Source organism: Streptomyces sp. NPDC002573, assembly GCF_042889625.1.
GTDB classification, from domain to species: Bacteria; Actinomycetota; Actinomycetes; order Streptomycetales; family Streptomycetaceae; genus Streptomyces; species Streptomyces gibsoniae.
Window position 1 is genome coordinate 13,532 of sequence record NZ_JBIARC010000003.1, and the last position, 17,580, is coordinate 31,111.

The window sequence follows — 17,580 nt, forward strand, 5'->3', positions numbered from 1 at the left end:
TGCCCTTCTTATCCAGCTTGTCCGATTCTCTCAGGAAACGCTTGGGTCTGTCGGCCCCGATCCCGCGGACCTCGGGGCGTCTCCTCCGCCGGGACGGCACCCTCCCCGTTCGGCCCTGGCCGAAGGGGGCCGAACGGCCCCATCGGGGCCGGGCCTGTTTCCGCTTGGCTCTCAGCATGTTCGCAGTGCAGTCCGGGTGGTCGTCGAGGGAACCCGGACACACAGGCGGCGGGACGGCCGTCGTACGGCTGCGCGGCGAGATCGACATCCTCGCGGCGCGGGCCGTCTGTCCCCGGCTGGACGGGCTGACCGCCGGGGACCGCCCGGATCTGGTGCTGGATCTGCGCGCGGTGTCCTTCGTCGACTGTGCCGCGCTGGGCCTGCTGTGCCATGTGCGCAACCGTGTCGTCGCACGGGGCGGCCGGCTGCGGCTCCCCGTCGACGGCACCTGTGTCTCCCAGGTCCTGCGCCGCGCCGGGCTGGCCGGCGTCTTCGATCTGTGCTCCGGCGTCCCGGAGGGCATCTCCCTCGCCTCCGGCCCGGACATCACCGGCGGGACGGCCTGATTCCGGCGCCCGGAGCGGAACCCCCCTGCCCTCTCTGCTGCCGTGACGGCGGGCGGGCGCGGTCCCGGACCGATCATCGGATCGGTCACCGAGGCGGCGGCCGCGGACAGGTTCGGCCGTAGCCGGCCCACTAAGCGACATGTCCCGCCAGGCCCGCCCGGCATGCGCTGGGATGGCCCGACTCATGGTGAATCGGAGCCCGGGGCCGGGATGGAGATGAGCGACGTGACCGAACCACTGCCGCCACGTGCCGTGGATGTGGTCGTGCCGGAGGGGTGCACGTGCGGCAGCCGGATCCACACGGGCCCCAGGGCGGCCGAGGAAAGGTTCCGGGGGCTGCTGGAGGCGGCACCGGACGCGATGGTCATCGTGGACGACACCGGCCTGATCAGACTCGTCAACGCCCAGACCGAAGCCCTCTTCGGCCACCGCCGCGAAGAACTCCTCGGCCGCCCGGTCGAACTCCTCGTCCCCGGCCGCTTCCGCAGCGCCCACACCGAACACCGCAACGCCTACGCCCACAACCAGCAGGTCCGCCCCATGGGCGCCGGACTCGACCTCTACGGACTGCGCAAGGACGGCACCGAGTTCCCCGTCGAGATCAGCCTCAGCCCCCTGGACACCGCCGACGGCCTCCTCATCTCCGCCGCCGTACGCGACGTCAGCGACCGCAAGGCGGCCGAGGAAAGGTTCCGGGGGCTGCTGGAGGCGGCACCGGACGCGATGGTCATCGTGGACGACACCGGCCTGATCAGACTCGTCAACGCCCAGACCGAAGCCCTCTTCGGCCACCGCCGCGAAGAACTCCTCGGCCGCCCGGTCGAACTCCTCGTCCCCGGCCGCTTCCGCAGCGCCCACACCGAACACCGCAACGCCTACGCCCACAACCAGCAGGTCCGCCCCATGGGCGCCGGACTCGACCTCTACGGACTGCGCAAGGACGGCACCGAGTTCCCCGTCGAGATCAGCCTCAGCCCCCTGGACACCGCCGACGGCCTCCTCATCTCCGCCGCCGTACGCGACGTCAGCGACCGCAAGCGCGCCGAGGAGCGGATCAACGAACTCGCCGCGCTGGTCGAGTCCTCGCAGGACGCGATCCTGGCCAAGACCCTCGACGGCCACATCACCTACTGGAACGCCGCGGCACAGCGGTTGTACGGCTTCACGGCGGCCGAGGTCCTCGGGCGGCACGTGTCCGTGCTGGCACCGTCCGACCGGCAGGAGGAGATCACCGCGCTCCTGGAGCGGTTACGCGAGGGCGAGAAGGTCGAGCACTTCGAGACGCTGCGCGTGACGAGCTCGGGCGACATGCTCGACGTCGACGTCACCCTGTGGCCCACGCGGGCCCCCGACGGCTCGGTCGTCGGAGCGTGCGCGATCGTCCGGGACATCAGCGACCGCAAGCGCGCCGAGGCCGAGCTCACGGAGCTCTACGAGCAGCAGCGACACATCGCGCTGACGCTGCAGCGCAGTCTCATGGGTACGCCGCCCGCCATCCCCGGCCTCGCGACAGCCAGCCGCTACCGTCCCGCGACCCAGGGCGCGGGCGTCGGCGGCGACTGGTTCGACCTGATACCGCTGGGCGCCGGCCGCGTCGGCGTGCTGATCGGCGACGTGATGGGGCGCGGCCTGGAGGCGGCGGCGGTCATGGGCCAGCTCCGATCCGCCTCGCACGCCCTGGCGAAGACGGGGCTTCAGCCGCGGCAGCTGATGCAGGCCCTGGACACCGTGGTCGCCGACCTGGACGTCCCCGACCAGCTGGTCACCTGCTGCTATCTGATCATCGCCGCGGACACGGGCGAGGTGACCCTGTGCTCCGCCGGGCATCTGCCGGTCCTGGTGGTCGCTCCCGGTGACGACACCCGGACGCTGCCCTCGCCGGTGAACGCGCCGCTCGGGGTGGGCGGGGTGATCTACGAGCAGTCGTGCAGCACGATCGCGCGCGGCGCCACCCTGGTGCTCTACACCGACGGTCTGATCGAGACGCCTGGCACCGACATCGAGGACCAGCTCGTCGAGCTCGTCGCCACCCTGGACAAGCTGGCGACCGCGTCGCCCGACCTCGAGGGCGTCGCGGACCATGTGCTGTCGACCCTGCTGGCCGACGCCGACGGCCACGACGACGTGACGCTGCTGCTGACCCAGCTGCCCGCGGCTCCCCTGGCCACGGCGGCGACGGACCTGCCCTGTGATCCGCGCTCCGTCCCGGCGGGCCGTGAGTTCCTCGACAAGACCCTCGCGGCCTGGGACTGCACGGACCGCACGGACGACGCCCGGCTGCTGCTCTCCGAGATCCTCACCAACGCGGTGCAGCACGGCCAGGGCCCGATCGGAGTGCATCTGTGCCGGACGGACACCGACCTCACCGTCGAGATCAGCGACCGCAGCCACCATCTGCCCCAGCCGCGCCTGGCGGCCGAGGACGAGGAGTGCGGACGGGGCCTGCTGCTGGTGCGGACGGTCTCCGACGGCTGGGGCGTCCGGCCCACGGACGAAGGGAAGACGACCTGGTTCAGCCTCAAGGTCTGACGCCGGCGGCCCGGCCTCGAGCGCGGAGGCCGGTGGCGGGCCGTCGACGCCGCCGGCCGCCCTCCCCTCGGTCCCGCGGTGTCAGGACGCCCAGGTCCAGTCGGCGACCTCGGGCAGATCGGTGCCGTGCTCGCGGATCCAGGCCTCGTGACGGGTACGGACGTCGGCCATCTGCTGGCGTACTCCGGCGGCGCGGACCGCGAGCCCGGGGACGCGGTCGATCACGTCCATGACGAGTCGGTAGCGGTCGAGGTCGTTGCGGACCACCATGTCGAACGGGGTGGTCGTGGTCCCCGACTCCTTGTAGCCGCGTACATGGAGATTGCGGTGGCCGTCGCGGCGGTAGGCGAGCCGGTGGATCAGCCAGGGATAGCCGTGGTACGCGAAGATGACCGGCTTGTCGGCGGTGAAGAGGCCGTCGTACTCGAAGTCCGTCATCCCGTGGGGGTGTTCCTCGTGCGGCAGCAGCCGGGTCATGTCGACCACGTTGACCACCCGCACCGCGAGCTGCGGCAGATGGCGGCGCAGCAACTGGGCGGCGGCCAGCACCTCCTGTGTGGGCACATCGCCCGCGCAGGCGAGGACCACGTCCGGCTCGCCGCCGTTCTCGGTGCCCGCCCACTCCCAGATCCCGGCGCCGCGGGCGCAGTGGACACGGGCCTGGTCCATGGAGAGCCAGTCGAAACAGGGCTGTTTGCCGGCCACGATCACATTGACGTAGTCGCGGCTGCGCAGGGCGTGGTCCGCGACCGACAGCAGGGTGTTGGCGTCCGGCGGCAGATAGACGCGGACGACCTCGGGGCTCTTGTTGAGGACGTGGTCGACGAAGCCGGGGTCCTGGTGCGAGAAGCCGTTGTGGTCCTGGCGCCACACATGGGAGGTGAGCAGATAGTTGAGGGAGGCGACGGGGGCGCGCCAGGTCAGCCGCCGGGATGTCTTCAGCCACTTGATGTGCTGGTTGACCATGGAGTCGACGATGTGCACGAAGGCCTCGTAGCAGGAGAACAGTCCGTGCCGTCCGGTGAGGAGGTAGCCCTCCAGCCAGCCCTGGCAGAGGTGTTCCGAGAGGATCTCCATCACGCGGCCGTGCCGGTCCAGGTGTTCGTCCACCGGGAGAATCCGGGCCTGCCAGGCCTTGCCGCTGGCGTCGAAGACGGCCTCCAGCCGGTTGGAGGCGGTCTCGTCGGGGCCGACCAGCCGGAAGTCCCGCCGGGCGGCGGTGTCCTTCATGATCTGTTCGAGCAGCCCGCCGAGGACCCGGGTGGGCTCGTGGAGGGTCGCGCCCGGCTTGTCGACGGGCACCGCGAAGCCGTCCAGATCCGGGATCGGCAGATCGCGGACGAGCAGCCCGCCGTTGGCGTAGGGGGTGGCGCCCAGTCGGCGACGGCCCGGGGGCACGCACGCCAGGACGTCGGCGCTCGGGCGGCCGCCGGCGTCGAACAGTTCCTCGGGCCGGTACGACTTCAACCACGCCTCCAGCTGCCGGAGGTGCTCGGGGTTCTCGCGGACTCCGGCCAGCGGCACCTGGTGGGCCCTCCAGGTGCCCTCGACCGGCACACCGTCCACTTCCGCCGGCCCGGTCCAGCCCTTGGGGGTGCGCAGCACGATCATCGGCCAGTGCGGACGCTCGGCCACTGCCTCCTCGCGGGCGGTGCGCTGGAGCAGCGCGATACGGTCCAGGGCCTCGTCGAAGGCCCCGGCGAGGGCCCGGTGGACCTGGTGGGGGTCGTCGCCGGTGACATGGATCGGCTCGTGACCGTATCCCCGCAGCAGCGCGTCGAGTTCGGGTTCCGGGAGCCGGGACAGCACCGTCGGGTTGGCGATCTTGTATCCGTTGAGATGCAGGATCGGCAGCACCGCGCCGTCGTGCACCGGGTCGAGGAACTTGTTGGAGTGCCACGAGGCGGCCAGCGGGCCGGTCTCCGCCTCGCCGTCGCCGATGACACAGGCCACCAGCAGCTCCGGGTGGTCGAAAGCGGCGCCGTAGGCGTGGGCGAGCGAGTAACCCAGCTCGCCGCCCTCGTGGATCGAGCCCGGCACCTCGGGCGCGACATGGCTGGGGACGCCGCCGGGGAAGGAGAACTGGCGGAACAGCTCCGCCATCCCCTGCGCGTCCCGGGTCACGTCCGGGTAGGTCTCGCTGTAGCTTCCCTCCAGCCAGGAGTTGGCGAGCACGGACGGACCGCCGTGCCCCGGCCCCCAGATGCACACGGCGTCGAGGCCGCGCTCGCTGATGACCCGGTTGAGATGGGTGTAGACGAGGTTGAGCCCGGGCGAGGTGCCCCAGTGGCCGAGCAGTCGCGGTTTGATGTGCCCGGGCCGCAGGGGCTCGGTCAGCAGCGGGTTGGACGTCAGATAGATCTGGCCCGCGGCGAGGTAGTTGGCGGCCCGCCAGTGGGCGTCCAGGGTGCGCAGTTCGCCGTCGGTGAGTGGGGTGCGGGTCGGCTGGTCGGCCTGGGGCATGGGTGACTCCACAAGTCGTCAGAGGGTGCTCGGCGAGCGGGCAGGGCGTGCGGGGCCGGGGCCGGGTCAGTCGTGGGCGACGACGGCGACGGGGGCAGTGGAGTGGTGCAGTACGGCGTGGGCGACGGCGCCGATACGGGTGCCGAGCGGGTTTCGGCGGATGCGTCGGCCCACCACGACCAGCGACGCCTCCCGCGAGGCGTCGGCCAGCAGGGCGGCGGCGCTGCCCATGCGGGACCGTCCTACCACCTCGACCGCGGGATACTTCTGCCGCCACGCGCCCAGCACCTCGTTCAGGGCCAGGGACCGCTCCTGCGCGTACTCCTCGTACAGGTCGACACCGGCGGCCAGGGCGTCGACGGAGGTGAACGGCATGTCCCAGGCGTGCACGACGTGCAGTGCGGTGGCGCGTCGGTCGGCCTCCTCGAAGGCGAACCCGAGCAGCGACGCGTCCGGGCTGCGGAGGTCGAGCCCGAGGACGACGGGGCGGAACGGGGCGGCGGCGGACGGGATCCCCACGGGGTCCCGCTCGTGCTCGTCGGCCGCCTGCTCCTCCGCACGGACCAGCACCACCGGCCGTACGGCGTGGGCGACGACGGCGAGCGAGACCGAGCCGACCAGAAACCCGCCGATGCCGCTCAGCGCGCGTGTCCCGAGGACGAGCAGCTCGGCGTCCTCGGCTGCCCGAACCAACTCCTCGACGGGCCGTCCCACGACGTGCTCGGCGGTCACCGTGACGCCGGGGTGGCGCAGTCGCAGCCCCTCGGCGGCCTCCCGGGGGATCCGCTCGGTCCAGTGCGGGTCCGTCTCGCCGCCCAGCAGCGGGGCCTGCCTCAGGGGACCTGGCGCGGGCTCTCGGACATGGACCAGCGTGAGCGGCAGGCCGCGCAGTCTCGCCTCGCGGGCGGCCCACTCGGCGGCGGCCCGGCTCTCGGACGAGCCGTCGAGGCCGGCGATGACGGGGCGGGGCATGATCTCCACCTCCTGAATCGTGGATCGCGGGGCGTTCCGGATCCGCTCCCAGCGTCGCCTTGCGGGGCCCGTACGGTGCAGGGGCCGCAGGTCCCCTCCAAGGGCCGACCGGCCCCTGGGAAGCCGGTCGGCGAAGCCGGCCGGGTACCCCCGCGCCCGCTTCCGAATCGGTCACCGGGCTGTCCGCGTACGGCCCCCGGGCTCTTTCAGGCCTACCCGAGTTCCTTCAGCGGTAGGGGACGACGGCGACCGGGCAGTCGGCGTGGTGCAGCACCGCATGGGTGACCGCGCCGATGAGCGGACCGAGACGGGTGTCCCGCCGGCGGCGCCCCACGACGAGGAGGGAGGCGCATGTGGAGGCATGCACCAGTTCGGCGGCGGCCCGCCCCTCCGTGACGGTCTCGGTGACCCGGACCCGCGGGAACTTCTCGCACCAGGGGCGCAGCGCCGCCACCACGAAGTGCTCCCGCTCGACGGCGTTCTCCCCGAGGCGTGCCGGGTCCGACCGGCCGCAGGCGCCGCAGCCCGGCGCGGCATCGATGGCGTGGATCACGCGCAGCCCGGCGCCACGGTGGCGGGCCGACTCGAAGGCGAACCCGATCAGCTCGTCACAGGGGTGCTCGGTGTCCAGTCCGAGGACGACGTCGCGGTAGGGGGTCTCCGGTATCTCGTCGGGCGAGAGGCCGTCCAGGGCGGGCAGATGCTCGTCGGCGCAGGCCTCGCCGGCACGGACGAGCACCACCGGCCGCGGTGACCGGGCGACGACGCGCTGGGACACGGAACCGAGCACGAAGCCCGCGATCCGGCCGAGGCCCCGGGAGCCGAGCACCAGTACCTCCGACTCCTCGGCGGCCGCGAGCAGCACCGTCACCGGTGCGTCGGGTACGAGCGACTCCTCCACGCGCAGGCCCGGGTGCGCGGCCCGCACACTGGCCATCGACCGCCGCAGGGCACTCTCGGCGGCGCGGAGCCGTCCGGTGTCGACGGGCACGGCGGTGCCGGACTCCGGTTTCGGGTACCAGGCGTGCACCAGGCGGAGCCCGGCGCCGCGCCGCAGCGCCTCCCGCGCGGCCCAGTGAGCGGCTGCGAGGCTCTCGGCCGATGCGTCGACTCCCGCGGTGACATGCTGAGCCATGCTGCGCACCTCCAGCGCGTGCGGCGTGCGAGCCGTGGTGCCCTCACGCCGGGCCTCGTCCGGGTGCCGTGGTGTGCGCAAGGGCCGCTCGGACCTGTCGGGGGGCCGGGCGGCCCCCGGCCGGGGCCGGACCGCGGGCCCGCGCCGAGCGGCGTCGGGCTCTTCACCCACCGGAAGGTTCCCGGGTTGCGCGCCCACCGCGAGGTGGTGACGGGCGCTCCCACGACGACCAGCATCCTCCGCGCGGTGCCCGCCGACCACCGGGAGCAGCCGCCGCGGACGGCCACGAGGCGTCACGGTGATCCGCGAGCAGTGGGCCGAACGGCCCTAGTGCTTCCGGTCCCCGTGGGCGAAGATCGTGATCGCGGGCGTCCCGCAGCCCGCCCCGCACCGAGAACGAGAGGTTCCGATGGCTGAGGCGCCCACCTTCACCGGGAAGGACCCCATCCGGGTCTTTCTGCTGGACGACCATGAGGTGGTCCGCCGCGGCCTGGCCGATCTGCTGGACTCCGAACCCGACATCTCGGTGGTCGGGGACGCCGACACCGCGGAGCACGCGCTCTCCCGCGCCCCCGCGCTGCGGCCGCACGTCGCCGTCCTCGACGTACGCCTGCCCGACGGCGACGGCATCAGCGTGTGCCGTGACCTGCGCAGCCGGATGCCGGAGCTGGCCTGTCTGATGCTGACCTCGTTCGACGACGAGGACGCGCTCCTCGACGCGATCATGGCGGGTGCCTCGGGCTATGTGCTCAAGCAGATCAAGGGATCGGACCTGGTCTCGGCGGTGCGCACCGTCGCCTCCGGGCAGTCCATGCTGGACCCCGCGACCACGGCACGGCTGATGCGCTCGCTGCGCTCCGACCCCGCCGAGCAGCAGCCCGTCGCCTCCGAACTGGCGAGCCTGTCGCCGCGCGAGCGGGACATCCTCGCGCTGATCGGGGACGGGCTCACCAACAGGGAGATCGGCAAGAAGCTGTACCTGTCGGAGAAGACGGTCAAGAACCACATCTCCCGGCTGCTCGCCAAGCTGGGCGTGCAGCGGCGGGTCCAGGCCGCGGTCCTCGCCTCCCAGCTCACGCCGCCGGAGTCCGGCGACGGCCACGCCCGGTGAGCCGGCGGTCCCCTGCGGCGTCCGGCTGACGTGACCGCCGGGCCGTCACTCCCCCGGCGGCCGTACCGGGACGCACCACACCAGCCGTGTCCCGCCGCCCTCGTGGCGTTCGCCGACTGTGAGCGTGCCGCCCAGGGCGGCGGCCCGTTCCTCCAGGTTCCGCAGCCCGCTGCGGTCCGCGTCCCGCGGCACCCCGCAGCCATCGTCGGCCACCGTGAGCGTCAACTCGCCCGCCGCCAGCCGCAGGTGCACGTCAACGGAGCGGGCCCCGGAGTGCCGGGCCGCGTTGCTCAGGGCCTCGCCGAGGACGGCGATCACGTGGTCGCCCGCGTCGTCGGGGACCTCGGTGTCCACGAGGCCCTCGATCCGCAGTGCGGGGGTGAAGCCGAGGGAGGTGGCCGAGGCCGTTACCGTCGCGGACACCCGGGCGCGCAGACCGGTCTGTTCCTTGGCCTGGCCGCCGTGGGTGCGCAGCCCGAAGATGGTCGACCGGATGATCTTGATGGTCTCGTCCAGGTCGTCGACGGCCCGCGACAGCCGTTCGGCGGCCTCGGGGTGGTCGACAAAGCGCTGGGTGCTCTGGAGCGTCATCCCGGCCGCGAACAGCCGCTGGATGGCCAGGTCGTGCAGGTCCCGGGCGATCCGGTCGCGGTCCTGGAGCAGTGCGATCTGCTCGGCGTCCCGCCGGCGCTCGGCCAGCTCCAGCGCGAGCGCGGCCTGTCCCGCGAACCCGAGCAGCGGACCGGCGTCGGCGTCCGTGAACGGCGTACGGCCCGCCGTGCGTCCGAGCAGCAGCACCCCGATGGACTTGCCGCTGGCCACCAGCGGCACCCCGAGCACGGGCCCGAGTCCGGCCCACAGATCCGAGTCCCGGTTGATCCGGGCGTCCTTCTGGATGTCGGCGCTGACCACCGGCTCCGCCGTGCTCAACGCGGCGTCCACGAACCCGTCCTGTCCTGACAGCACGAGACCCCGGCGGCGCTCGGACTGCGAACCGACCGCGAGCAGCGGCCGCAGCACGGTCTCCCCGGACACCCGTTCGGCGATCATGCCCACGTCGGCGGAGACGATCCCGAGGGCCTGCTCGACGATCAGCTCCAGTACCTCCGGGCCCGGGGCGCCCGACAGCAGAGCGCTGGTGACCTGGGAACTCGCCCTGAGCCAGCGTTCGCGCAGCCGCGTCTCCTCGTACAGCCGGGCGTTCTCCACGGCGACACCGGCCGCCACCGCCAGCGTGGACAGCACCGCCTCGTCCTCGGCGTCGAACTCCGCGGCGCCGCGTTTCTCGGTCAGATAGAGGTTCCCGAAGACCCGGTCGCGGACCCGGATGGGCGCACCGAGGAACGAGTGCATCGGGGGGTGGTGGGCGGGGAAGCCGTAGGAGGCCGGGTGCTCCGAGAGCTCGGCGAGGCGCAGCGGCTCCGGATGCCGGATCAGCTCGCCGAGGATGCCGTGCCCGCTGGGCAGCGCCCCGATCTCGGACCGCCGGCCCTCGCTGATGCCGACGGTGTGGAACTCCGAGAGCATGCGGTCGTCACCGATCACGCCGAGCGCGCCGTACTCGGCGTCGACAAGGACCACGGCCGCCTCGACGATGCTGCGCAGCACCTGCGGCAGATCCAGTTCCCGTCCGACGGAGAGCACGGCCTCCAGGAGACGGTGGACCCGGTCCTGGGTGCCACGGGCCGCGTCGATACGGGCCTGCAGTTCGTCCAGGAGCTCGTCCAGCCGCAGTTTGGGCAGGTGCTGCTCCGACCGCCCCGGCCCTTTGCCGCTCATCACGTCCTCCGACCGCATCGCACAGACAAGGTGCGGAGCGCCAGCGCCCCCTAGGTCCTCACGATACTGGCTGAGGGCCCTGACCGAGGAGCGCTACTCACCCAAAGTGACACCCTGGCCACGGACTTTCGTCCGGGGGCCGTCACCGCCAGGCGGGCGAGTTGCACCCGACAGCCGACCGCTTTGCACCTAATGTGCTATGAGATGACCACATGTGCTGTGGGGACGCCACGGCCGGGACACGGGAGCTGCGGTGGCGCATACGGGCGGCCCGGCACACGGGCCGGGGCGAGGGCGCAGGGCGGCTGCCGTCGTGCTGGGCAGCCGGCCGTCGCACTCCGTACGCGTCACCCGGCGCGCCACGGCCGCCTCGGTCGCGACGGCGGAGGGCCCGGTCCGCTGGCTCCGCGTCACCGCCGCCTACGCCTGGCGTCTGATCCTCGTCGGGATCGTCGTCTACGGCGTCTTCTCCATCCTGGGACGCTTCCAGCTCATCGCCGTGGCCCTGTTCCTGGCCCTCGTCATCACCTCGGTGCTGCGGCCCCTCGCCGACCTGGTCAGCCGCCGGCTCCCCCGGTCCCTGACCGTCGCCGTCTGCCTGGTCGGCAGCATCCTTCTCCTCCTCTCCGTCCTCGCCCTGGTGAGCGACGCGGTGGCGGGCGAGTCGGCGAAGCTGGCCGACGAGTTCCGCGGTGGCATCCGGGAGATCCAACGATGGCTGGAACGCCCGCCGTTCCGGCTCAGCCCGCACAAGCTCTCCGATCTTCAGCAGCAGATCGTCTCCTATCTGTCCTCCCACCGGGCCATGCTGCTGAACAGCGCCGTCAGCGGCCTCGGCCGGATCGTCGAACTGGTCACCGGAGGCGCGCTCGCGGTCTTCTCCTCGGTGTTCTTCCTCCACTCCGGCGAGCGGCTGTGGCGCTGGACGCGGGACCGGCTGGTGCCCCGGGCCGGGCGGGAGGCGTGGGACCGGGCGGGGCACGCGGCCTGGCACACGTTCGCCGGATACACCCGGGGCATCATCATCGTCGCCGCCACCAACGCCGCGCTCGTCGGCGTCGCCCTGTTCCTGCTGCGGGTGCCCCTCGCGCTGCCGTTGACCCTGCTGGAGTTCTTCGCCACCTTCGTGCCGCTGGTCGGCTCGCCGGTCGCGCTCGCCGTCGCCACGGTGATCGCGCTGGCCGGCCGCGGCCCGCTCACGGCGGGCGCCGTGCTGCTGCTCATCGTCGTGATCGGCCAGATCGAGGGACATGTGCTGCACCCCCTGGTGATGAGCTGGGCCGTCCGTCTGCATCCGCTCGTCGTCGCCGTGTCCGTCATCGGGGGCAGCATCGTCGCGGGAGTGATCGGAGCCGTCGTCGCCGTCCCGTTCATCTCCGTCGTCTGGGCGGTGGTGCAGGCGCTGCGGCCCGCCCCGCCGTAGCGCCCGGGATCCGCCGCGCGGGCGGTCCCCACCGTGCTGTGCCACGCTGGCCGGGAAGAGGGCGAGGGGTGTCGGCCGAACCGTGCGGGAGGCGATGTGGGCCCCCAGAAGCCGAACAGGGCGGAACAGGGACAGCACCAGCACCAGCACCGAAGTCAGGAACCCGAAGACACAGGCACCGACCGCCTCAGGCGCAGGCACTTCCTCGGCGTGTGCGCCTGTCTCGGGCTCGCCTCGGCCACGGCCGCCGCCTGCGATCCCACCCCCGCCGCGCACCGGCGCCCCCAGAGGACCGCCTCCCGCCTGCCCGAGGCCGAACGGGACCGCCCCGGGACCGCGGACTGGCGGGTCCGCTCGCCGGGTCCCGCACCCGCCGTCGCCGGTTACGCCGATCGGGTGAGCGTGACCCCGGGCGAGGAGTGCGGTCTGTATGTGTCGACGACCGCGTCGTCCTTCCGTGTCTCCGCCTTCCGCGTCGGCTGGTACGGCGGGGCCGGCGCCCGGCTCGTCTGGGCCTCGGAACGCATACCGGGGCGCACGCAGCCGGGCCCGCGTCTGCTGCCCGGCACCCGCACCGTCCGCGCGGACTGGCAGCGCATCCTGACGCTCGGCACCGAGGACTGGCCGGAGGGCGCGTATCTGCTGCGGCTGGAGGCGGACAACGGCCACCAGCGCTATGTCCCGCTGATCGTGCGCTCCGTCCGGGGCGCGGGCCGCACCGTGCTGATGCACGCCCCCGCCACCTGGCAGGCGTACAACCGGTGGGGCGGCTACAGCCTCTACGGGGGTCAGTCCGGCGCGTACGCCACCCGGTCACTGGCCGTCAGTTTCGACCGGCCCTACGACGTCGACGGCGCGGAGAAGTTCCTGGTATACGAGCGCGCGGCGGTGGTCCTGGCGGAACGGCTCGGCATCCCCCTCGCCTACACCACCGGCCCCGACGTGCACCGCGACCCGGCCGTGCTGAGCGGCGCGGCCGCCGTGGTCAGCCTCGGGCACGACGAGTACTGGACACCCGAGCAGCGCCGGCATGTCACCGAGGCCCGCGACGCCGGCACCAATGTGGTCTTCCTCGGCGCCAACACCTGCTTCCGCCGGGTGCGCCTCGAACAGGGCGATGCGCGGCCCGAGCGCACGGTGGTCTGCTACAAGACCGACGTCCGCGCCGACCCCTGCTACACCTCCCGTCCCGCCCTGGCGACGACGGACTTCCGCCAGGCGCCCTCGCCCGACCCCGAGTCGTCGCTCACGGGCGTGCTCTACGAGGGCTACCCGACGGACGCGCCCTACGTCGTCCAGACGGCGGACCACTGGCTGTACGAGGGAACGGGCGTGCGTCCCGGGGACGGCTTCGACCACCTGGTCGGCGTCGAGTACGACCGGGTCACCCCGGGCGCGCCCGTCCCCGAGCCGCTGGAGATCACAGCCCACTCGCCGCTCATGTGCGACGGCCGGCGCAGCCACAGCGATTCGGCGTACTACACCGTCCGAAGCGGCGCCGGCGTCTTCGCGACCGGCACCATGCGCTGGGTGGAGGCCCTGCTGGCCGGCACCCCCGAGGGCGGCCACGACCACGGCATGGACGCCCGTACCGGCGCCTTCGTGACCCGCACGACGGAGAACCTTCTGCGCGCCTTCGCGCTGGGCCCTGCCGCACAGCACCGCCCCGCGCCCCGCCCGAACGTCGACGAGGTCTACCGGGCGGGCGGCTGACGGGCCGTCGGGGACGGGGCCGACGGGGGCAGGTCACCACGCTCCCCGTCGGACCAGATGGCGGCGGAGCCTTCCGGAGGGGGTACGGGGCAGCGACGGCACGAAGCTGACGCCCCGGGGGACCATGAACGCGGTGAGGTTCTCCCGGGCCAGACAGATCAGGTCGGCCTCCAGGCCCACCGGGATCGGGGTGACGGGCACGACGAAGGCGCGCAGCCGGTGCGCTCCGGCATGGTCGGTGACGGCGACCACCGCCACCTCCCGCACCCCCGGATGCGTTCGCAGCAGTTCCTCGGCCTCCAGCGGGGAGACGGCGACGCCCCCGACCGTCTCCATGTCGTCCACGCGGCTCAGATGCGTGAAGGTGCCGTCGGGTTCACGGCGCGCCCGGTCCCGGGTGGCCAGCCAGCCCCCGGCAAGGGCGCGCCCGCTCTCCTCGGGCCGGTTCACATATCCGGCCGTCACCGTGGGTCCGCGGACCCACAGTTCCCCGTCCCCGCCGTCCGGCACCGGTGCTCCGGCCGGGTCGCGCACCTCGACCTCGAAGCCGGGTACGGGGCGGCCGACGGTGCCCGGGTGGTTGTGCTCGAAGCTGTTGGCGCAGAAGGCGTGTCCGGTCTCGGTGGAGCCGAGCTGTTCCAGTACGGGTGCGCCGAGCAGGCCGGTGATACGGCGGGCCAGCCCGGTGGGCAGCGCCTCGCCGGACGAGACGGCGGCCCGTACGGACACGAAGCACGCCTCGTGCCCGTCCGCCCGCTCCGCGACGAGGGCCGCGTACCGGCCGGGCACCGCGTACAGCAGGGTCACCCGGTGCCGCACGACGAGTTCGTCCACGGCGGCGGGGTCCGGGCGCCGGTCGGGAAGGACCGCGGAGGAGCCCGAGAACAGCGGGAAGACGAAGGCGTTGCCGAAGCCATAGGCGGAGAACAGATGGGACAGCGACAGCGTGACGTCGTCGGGGGTGATGCGCAGCAGCCGCCGGGCGATGAGGTCGTGATACGCCTTCGGGTCGCCGTGGGTGTGGACGACGCCCTTGGGGCGGCCGGTGGTTCCGGAGGTGTACTGGACGAAGAGCGGGGCGTGGGCGTCGACCTGGTGCGCCGTGGCCGTGGGCCGGGCGGCCCCGGCGAGGGCGGCCGGCCGGTCGGCGGCGAGGCGGGCGCGGCGCGGGAACCGGTCACCGAGGCCGGGACCGGTCACACACAGCACGGGCTCGCTGTCCTCGGCCAGGAACTCCAGTTCGGGCGGGGTGAGCCCGGGATTGGCCAGGACCGCGACCGCGCCGAGGCGGGCGGTGGCGAGGAAGGCGGTGACCCAGGCGACGGAGTCGGGGAGGGCCAGGAGCACCCGGTCGCCGGGCCCGACCCCGTGCTCGGCGAGCACGGTGGCCGCCCGGGCCGCGAGATCGTGCACCTCGCCATGGGTCCAGCAGCGGTGGCCCTGGTGGAAGGCGGGCCGGCCGCTCCAGCCACGGCGTTCGGCGAGCGCGGCGAGCTGGGCCGCGAGATTGCCGGGGGCCTCCGCCTCGGCCGGCGGCAGGGCGGGCCGAGGGGTGGTCATGGTCATCGGGCCGCCTCCTCCGTGGCCGGGGCGGCGGTGTGCTCGCGGTGGGCGCGCATCACGGCGGCCGTCTTGAGCAGCATCTCCTCGTACTCGGCGGCCGGATCGGAGTCGAGGACGATCGCGCCGCCGGCGCCGAGGCCCATCAGGCCGTCGGCCAGTACGGCGGTGCGGACGACGAGACCGAGGTCGGCGGCGCCGCTGCAGCCGAAGTAGCCGAGGGCCCCGGTGTAGACGCCCCGGGCCTCGGTCTCCAGCGTGCCGATGATCTCCATGGACCGCAGCTTCGGCGCACCGGTGACCGAGCCGCCGGGGAAGCAGGCGCGTACGCAGTCCACGGCGTCCGTGTCCTCGCGCAGCCGGCCCTCGACGGTGGAGACCAGCTGGTGCACGGCCGCACAGGTCTCGGTGGCCATGAGCCGGGCGACCCGTACCGTGCCGGTCGCGCAGACCCGGCCCAGGTCGTTGCGGAGCAGGTCGACGATCATCAGGTTCTCGGCGCGGGTCTTGTCGTCGACGGCCAGCGAGTGCCGCAGCCGGGCGTCCTCCGCCGGGTTCGTGCCGCGGGGCGCGGTGCCCTTGACGGGCCTGGCCTGCGCGATTCCGTCCCGGGTGATCCGCAGGAAGCGCTCGGGCGAGGAGGACGCCACGTCGAGGTCGCCGAACCTGAGGAAGGCCCCGTACGGCGCCGGGTCGACACGGCGCAGCACCCGGTAGAAGCCCTGGGCGTCCTCGGGCGCGGGCAGCCGCGCGGCGTTGGTCAGGCAGATCTCGTAGCTGGTGCCGGCCTCCAGTTCACGTCGGCAGGCCTCGATGTCCGCGAGATAGGCCGTACGGTCGCGCACCAGCCACGGCTCCGCGGCGGCGGCCGGCTCCGGTTCCACGGGGTCGGGGACGGCGGGGGGCTCTCCGACGGAGACGAAGGTGAGCTGGGCCATCGCGCTGTCGAGCCAGTCGGCGGCCTCCTGGGTGGCCGCCGGGTTGTCCTCCGCGACGCACACCGCGTAGGTGGCGCCCTCCTCGTGGTCCACCGCGATCAGCCGGTCCGCGAACAGCCAGCAGGCGTCGGGGGTTTCGGCCCGGTGCGTGTTGGGCGAGCCGCAGTCGGCCTTCGTCTCGTAGCCGAAGTAGCCGACATAGCCGCCGGTGAAGTCGAAGGGGAGGCCGGTGGCATCGACATGACGGGTCGCCAACTGCCGCTTGAGGTAGTCGAAGACGCTCGCCCGGACCCGGCGCACCGGCCGTCCGGGCCGCTCGATCTCGCAGACGCCGCTGTCGACGTCATAGCGCACGAACTCGGCGAGCGGGCCGGTGCCGTCCCCGAAGAAGGAGAAGCGGGCGAGCCCGGGCTCGACGCGTGCGCTGTCCAGCCAGAAGGCCCGGGGGGCGTCGGCGCACATCCGGGCGAACGCCGCCTCGGAGTCGACGGCCGTGGCGAGCCGGCGGTAGTGGAGCCGGTGGGCGGGCCGCACGGTGCGGCGCGGGCGGGGGACGGCGGTCGCGGACTGCGGGATCGTGGTGTTCTTCGTACGGGTCCTGCGGGCACGCTCGGCGGTCAGATTGCGGAAGTTGACGAGCATGCGGTGGCCGTAGTCGGTGAGCACCGACTCGGGGTGGAACTGCACGCCCCACAGCGGCCGGGTGCGGTGCCGGAGGCCCATCACGACCCCGTCCTCGGCCCAGGCGGTGGCCTCCAGGGTCACGGGCAGCGGCTCGGCCACGGACAGCGAGTGGTAGCGGACCGCGGTGAAGTTCTGGGGCAGGCCCTGGAACAGGTCGCGGCCGTCGTGCCGGACCGTGGACAGATGGCCGTGCCGGGGCCGCGGCGCCGGAGCGACAGTGCCCCGCTCCCCCACCGCGATGCCCTGATGGCCGAGACACACCCCGAGCACGGGTATGCCGGCCCGTGCGATCACTCTCGCTCCGATGCCGAAGTCCCGTGGCTCGGCCGGGTGTCCGGGTCCGGGCGACACCACCACGTTGTCGAAGGCCGCCAGATCCGGCAGGTCCTCGACGGGGACGTCGTTGAGCACGACCACCGGCTCCTCGCCATTGACCTCGGCGATCAGCTGGAACAGGTTGTACGTGTAGGAGTCGTAGTTGTCGATGAGCAGGGTCTTCACCCGCCCACCTCCCTCGTGTCGGACTCGGGCCTGCCCGGGGCCGCCGCGCGGTCGTCCGCGGCAGGGCCCGCTCCCCGAGTGGAAGTCCGCCTCACGGCCCGGCACCACCCGATGAGCGTCGGCGGCGGTAACGGGCTCCCTGAGGTCACATCGACGAGTACGCAGCGACGGCGGATCATGTTCAAAGCCCCGGACACACCGAGGCG

General features: G+C 73.0%; 11 protein-coding genes. 5 read left to right on the forward strand and 6 right to left on the reverse strand.

Annotated elements, in window-relative coordinates; all coding sequences use genetic code 11:
* The first annotated feature begins 176 nt into the window (after nt 1-176).
* A complete protein-coding gene (locus tag ACFYX0_RS03775; RefSeq protein ID WP_388965968.1) occupies nt 177-566 on the forward strand; it encodes an STAS domain-containing protein in 390 nt (129 codons plus the stop codon).
* Nucleotides 567-824: 258 nt separating this feature from the next.
* Complete coding sequence (locus tag ACFYX0_RS03780; RefSeq protein ID WP_388966485.1) at nt 825-3,095, forward strand: PAS domain S-box protein; 2,271 nt, start codon at nt 825-827, stop codon at nt 3,093-3,095.
* 81 nt (nt 3,096-3,176) lie between these two features.
* On the opposite strand, the gene ACFYX0_RS03785 is transcribed toward ACFYX0_RS03780, so the two are convergent.
* The 3 genes from ACFYX0_RS03785 to ACFYX0_RS03795 form a co-directional block, all read right to left on the reverse strand.
* A complete protein-coding gene (locus ACFYX0_RS03785) occupies nt 3,177-5,558 on the reverse strand; it encodes a phosphoketolase (protein ID WP_388965971.1) in 2,382 nt (793 codons plus the stop codon).
* 66 nt (nt 5,559-5,624) lie between these two features.
* Complete coding sequence (locus tag ACFYX0_RS03790; RefSeq protein ID WP_388965974.1) at nt 5,625-6,530, reverse strand: universal stress protein; 906 nt, start codon at nt 6,528-6,530, stop codon at nt 5,625-5,627.
* A gap of 226 nt (nt 6,531-6,756) precedes the next feature.
* A complete protein-coding gene (locus ACFYX0_RS03795) occupies nt 6,757-7,665 on the reverse strand; it encodes a universal stress protein (protein ID WP_355905792.1) in 909 nt (302 codons plus the stop codon).
* Nucleotides 7,666-8,074: 409 nt separating this feature from the next.
* Between ACFYX0_RS03795 and ACFYX0_RS03800 the strand changes: the two genes are divergently transcribed.
* Nucleotides 8,075-8,776 carry a response regulator transcription factor gene (locus tag ACFYX0_RS03800; RefSeq protein ID WP_355905273.1) on the forward strand — a complete coding sequence of 234 codons (702 nt, stop codon included), beginning with the start codon at nt 8,075-8,077 and terminating at the stop codon, nt 8,774-8,776.
* A gap of 45 nt (nt 8,777-8,821) precedes the next feature.
* Here the strand turns inward: ACFYX0_RS03800 and ACFYX0_RS03805 are convergent, their stop codons facing one another.
* Nucleotides 8,822-10,555: a GAF domain-containing protein gene (locus ACFYX0_RS03805; RefSeq protein ID WP_388965976.1), complete on the reverse strand. Its 1,734-nt coding sequence runs from the start codon at nt 10,553-10,555 to the stop codon at nt 8,822-8,824.
* Between the two features lie 313 nt (nt 10,556-10,868).
* Between ACFYX0_RS03805 and ACFYX0_RS03810 the strand changes: the two genes are divergently transcribed.
* Nucleotides 10,869-11,978, forward strand: coding sequence for an AI-2E family transporter (locus tag ACFYX0_RS03810; RefSeq protein ID WP_388965979.1), 1,110 nt, complete (start codon nt 10,869-10,871; stop codon nt 11,976-11,978).
* Between the two features lie 303 nt (nt 11,979-12,281).
* Nucleotides 12,282-13,691, forward strand: coding sequence for a N,N-dimethylformamidase beta subunit family domain-containing protein (locus ACFYX0_RS03815; RefSeq protein ID WP_388966488.1), 1,410 nt, complete (start codon nt 12,282-12,284; stop codon nt 13,689-13,691).
* A gap of 33 nt (nt 13,692-13,724) precedes the next feature.
* On the opposite strand, the gene ACFYX0_RS03820 is transcribed toward ACFYX0_RS03815, so the two are convergent.
* Nucleotides 13,725-15,251, reverse strand: coding sequence for an AMP-binding protein (locus tag ACFYX0_RS03820; protein ID WP_388966491.1), 1,527 nt, complete (start codon nt 15,249-15,251; stop codon nt 13,725-13,727).
* Nucleotides 15,252-15,253: 2 nt separating this feature from the next.
* On the reverse strand, nt 15,254-17,374 hold the full coding sequence (locus tag ACFYX0_RS03825) for a chorismate-binding protein (RefSeq protein WP_388965982.1): 2,121 nt from the start codon (nt 17,372-17,374) through the stop codon (nt 15,254-15,256).
* Between the last annotated feature and the right edge of the window lie 206 nt (nt 17,375-17,580).

Bases quoted from the DNA above. Each gene is read 5' to 3' on its own strand.
- ACFYX0_RS03790 (WP_388965974.1), bottom strand. From the start codon at position 6,530: ATGCCCCGCCCCGTCATCGCCGGCCTCGACGGCTCGTCCGAGAGCCGG.
- ACFYX0_RS03775 (WP_388965968.1), top strand. From the start codon at position 177: ATGTTCGCAGTGCAGTCCGGGTGGTCGTCGAGGGAACCCGGACACACA.
- ACFYX0_RS03785 (WP_388965971.1), bottom strand. From the start codon at position 5,558: ATGCCCCAGGCCGACCAGCCGACCCGCACCCCACTCACCGACGGCGAA.
- ACFYX0_RS03820 (WP_388966491.1), bottom strand. From the start codon at position 15,251: ATGACCACCCCTCGGCCCGCCCTGCCGCCGGCCGAGGCGGAGGCCCCC.
- ACFYX0_RS03805 (WP_388965976.1), bottom strand. From the start codon at position 10,555: ATGAGCGGCAAAGGGCCGGGGCGGTCGGAGCAGCACCTGCCCAAACTG.
- ACFYX0_RS03800 (WP_355905273.1), top strand. From the start codon at position 8,075: ATGGCTGAGGCGCCCACCTTCACCGGGAAGGACCCCATCCGGGTCTTT.
- ACFYX0_RS03795 (WP_355905792.1), bottom strand. From the start codon at position 7,665: ATGGCTCAGCATGTCACCGCGGGAGTCGACGCATCGGCCGAGAGCCTC.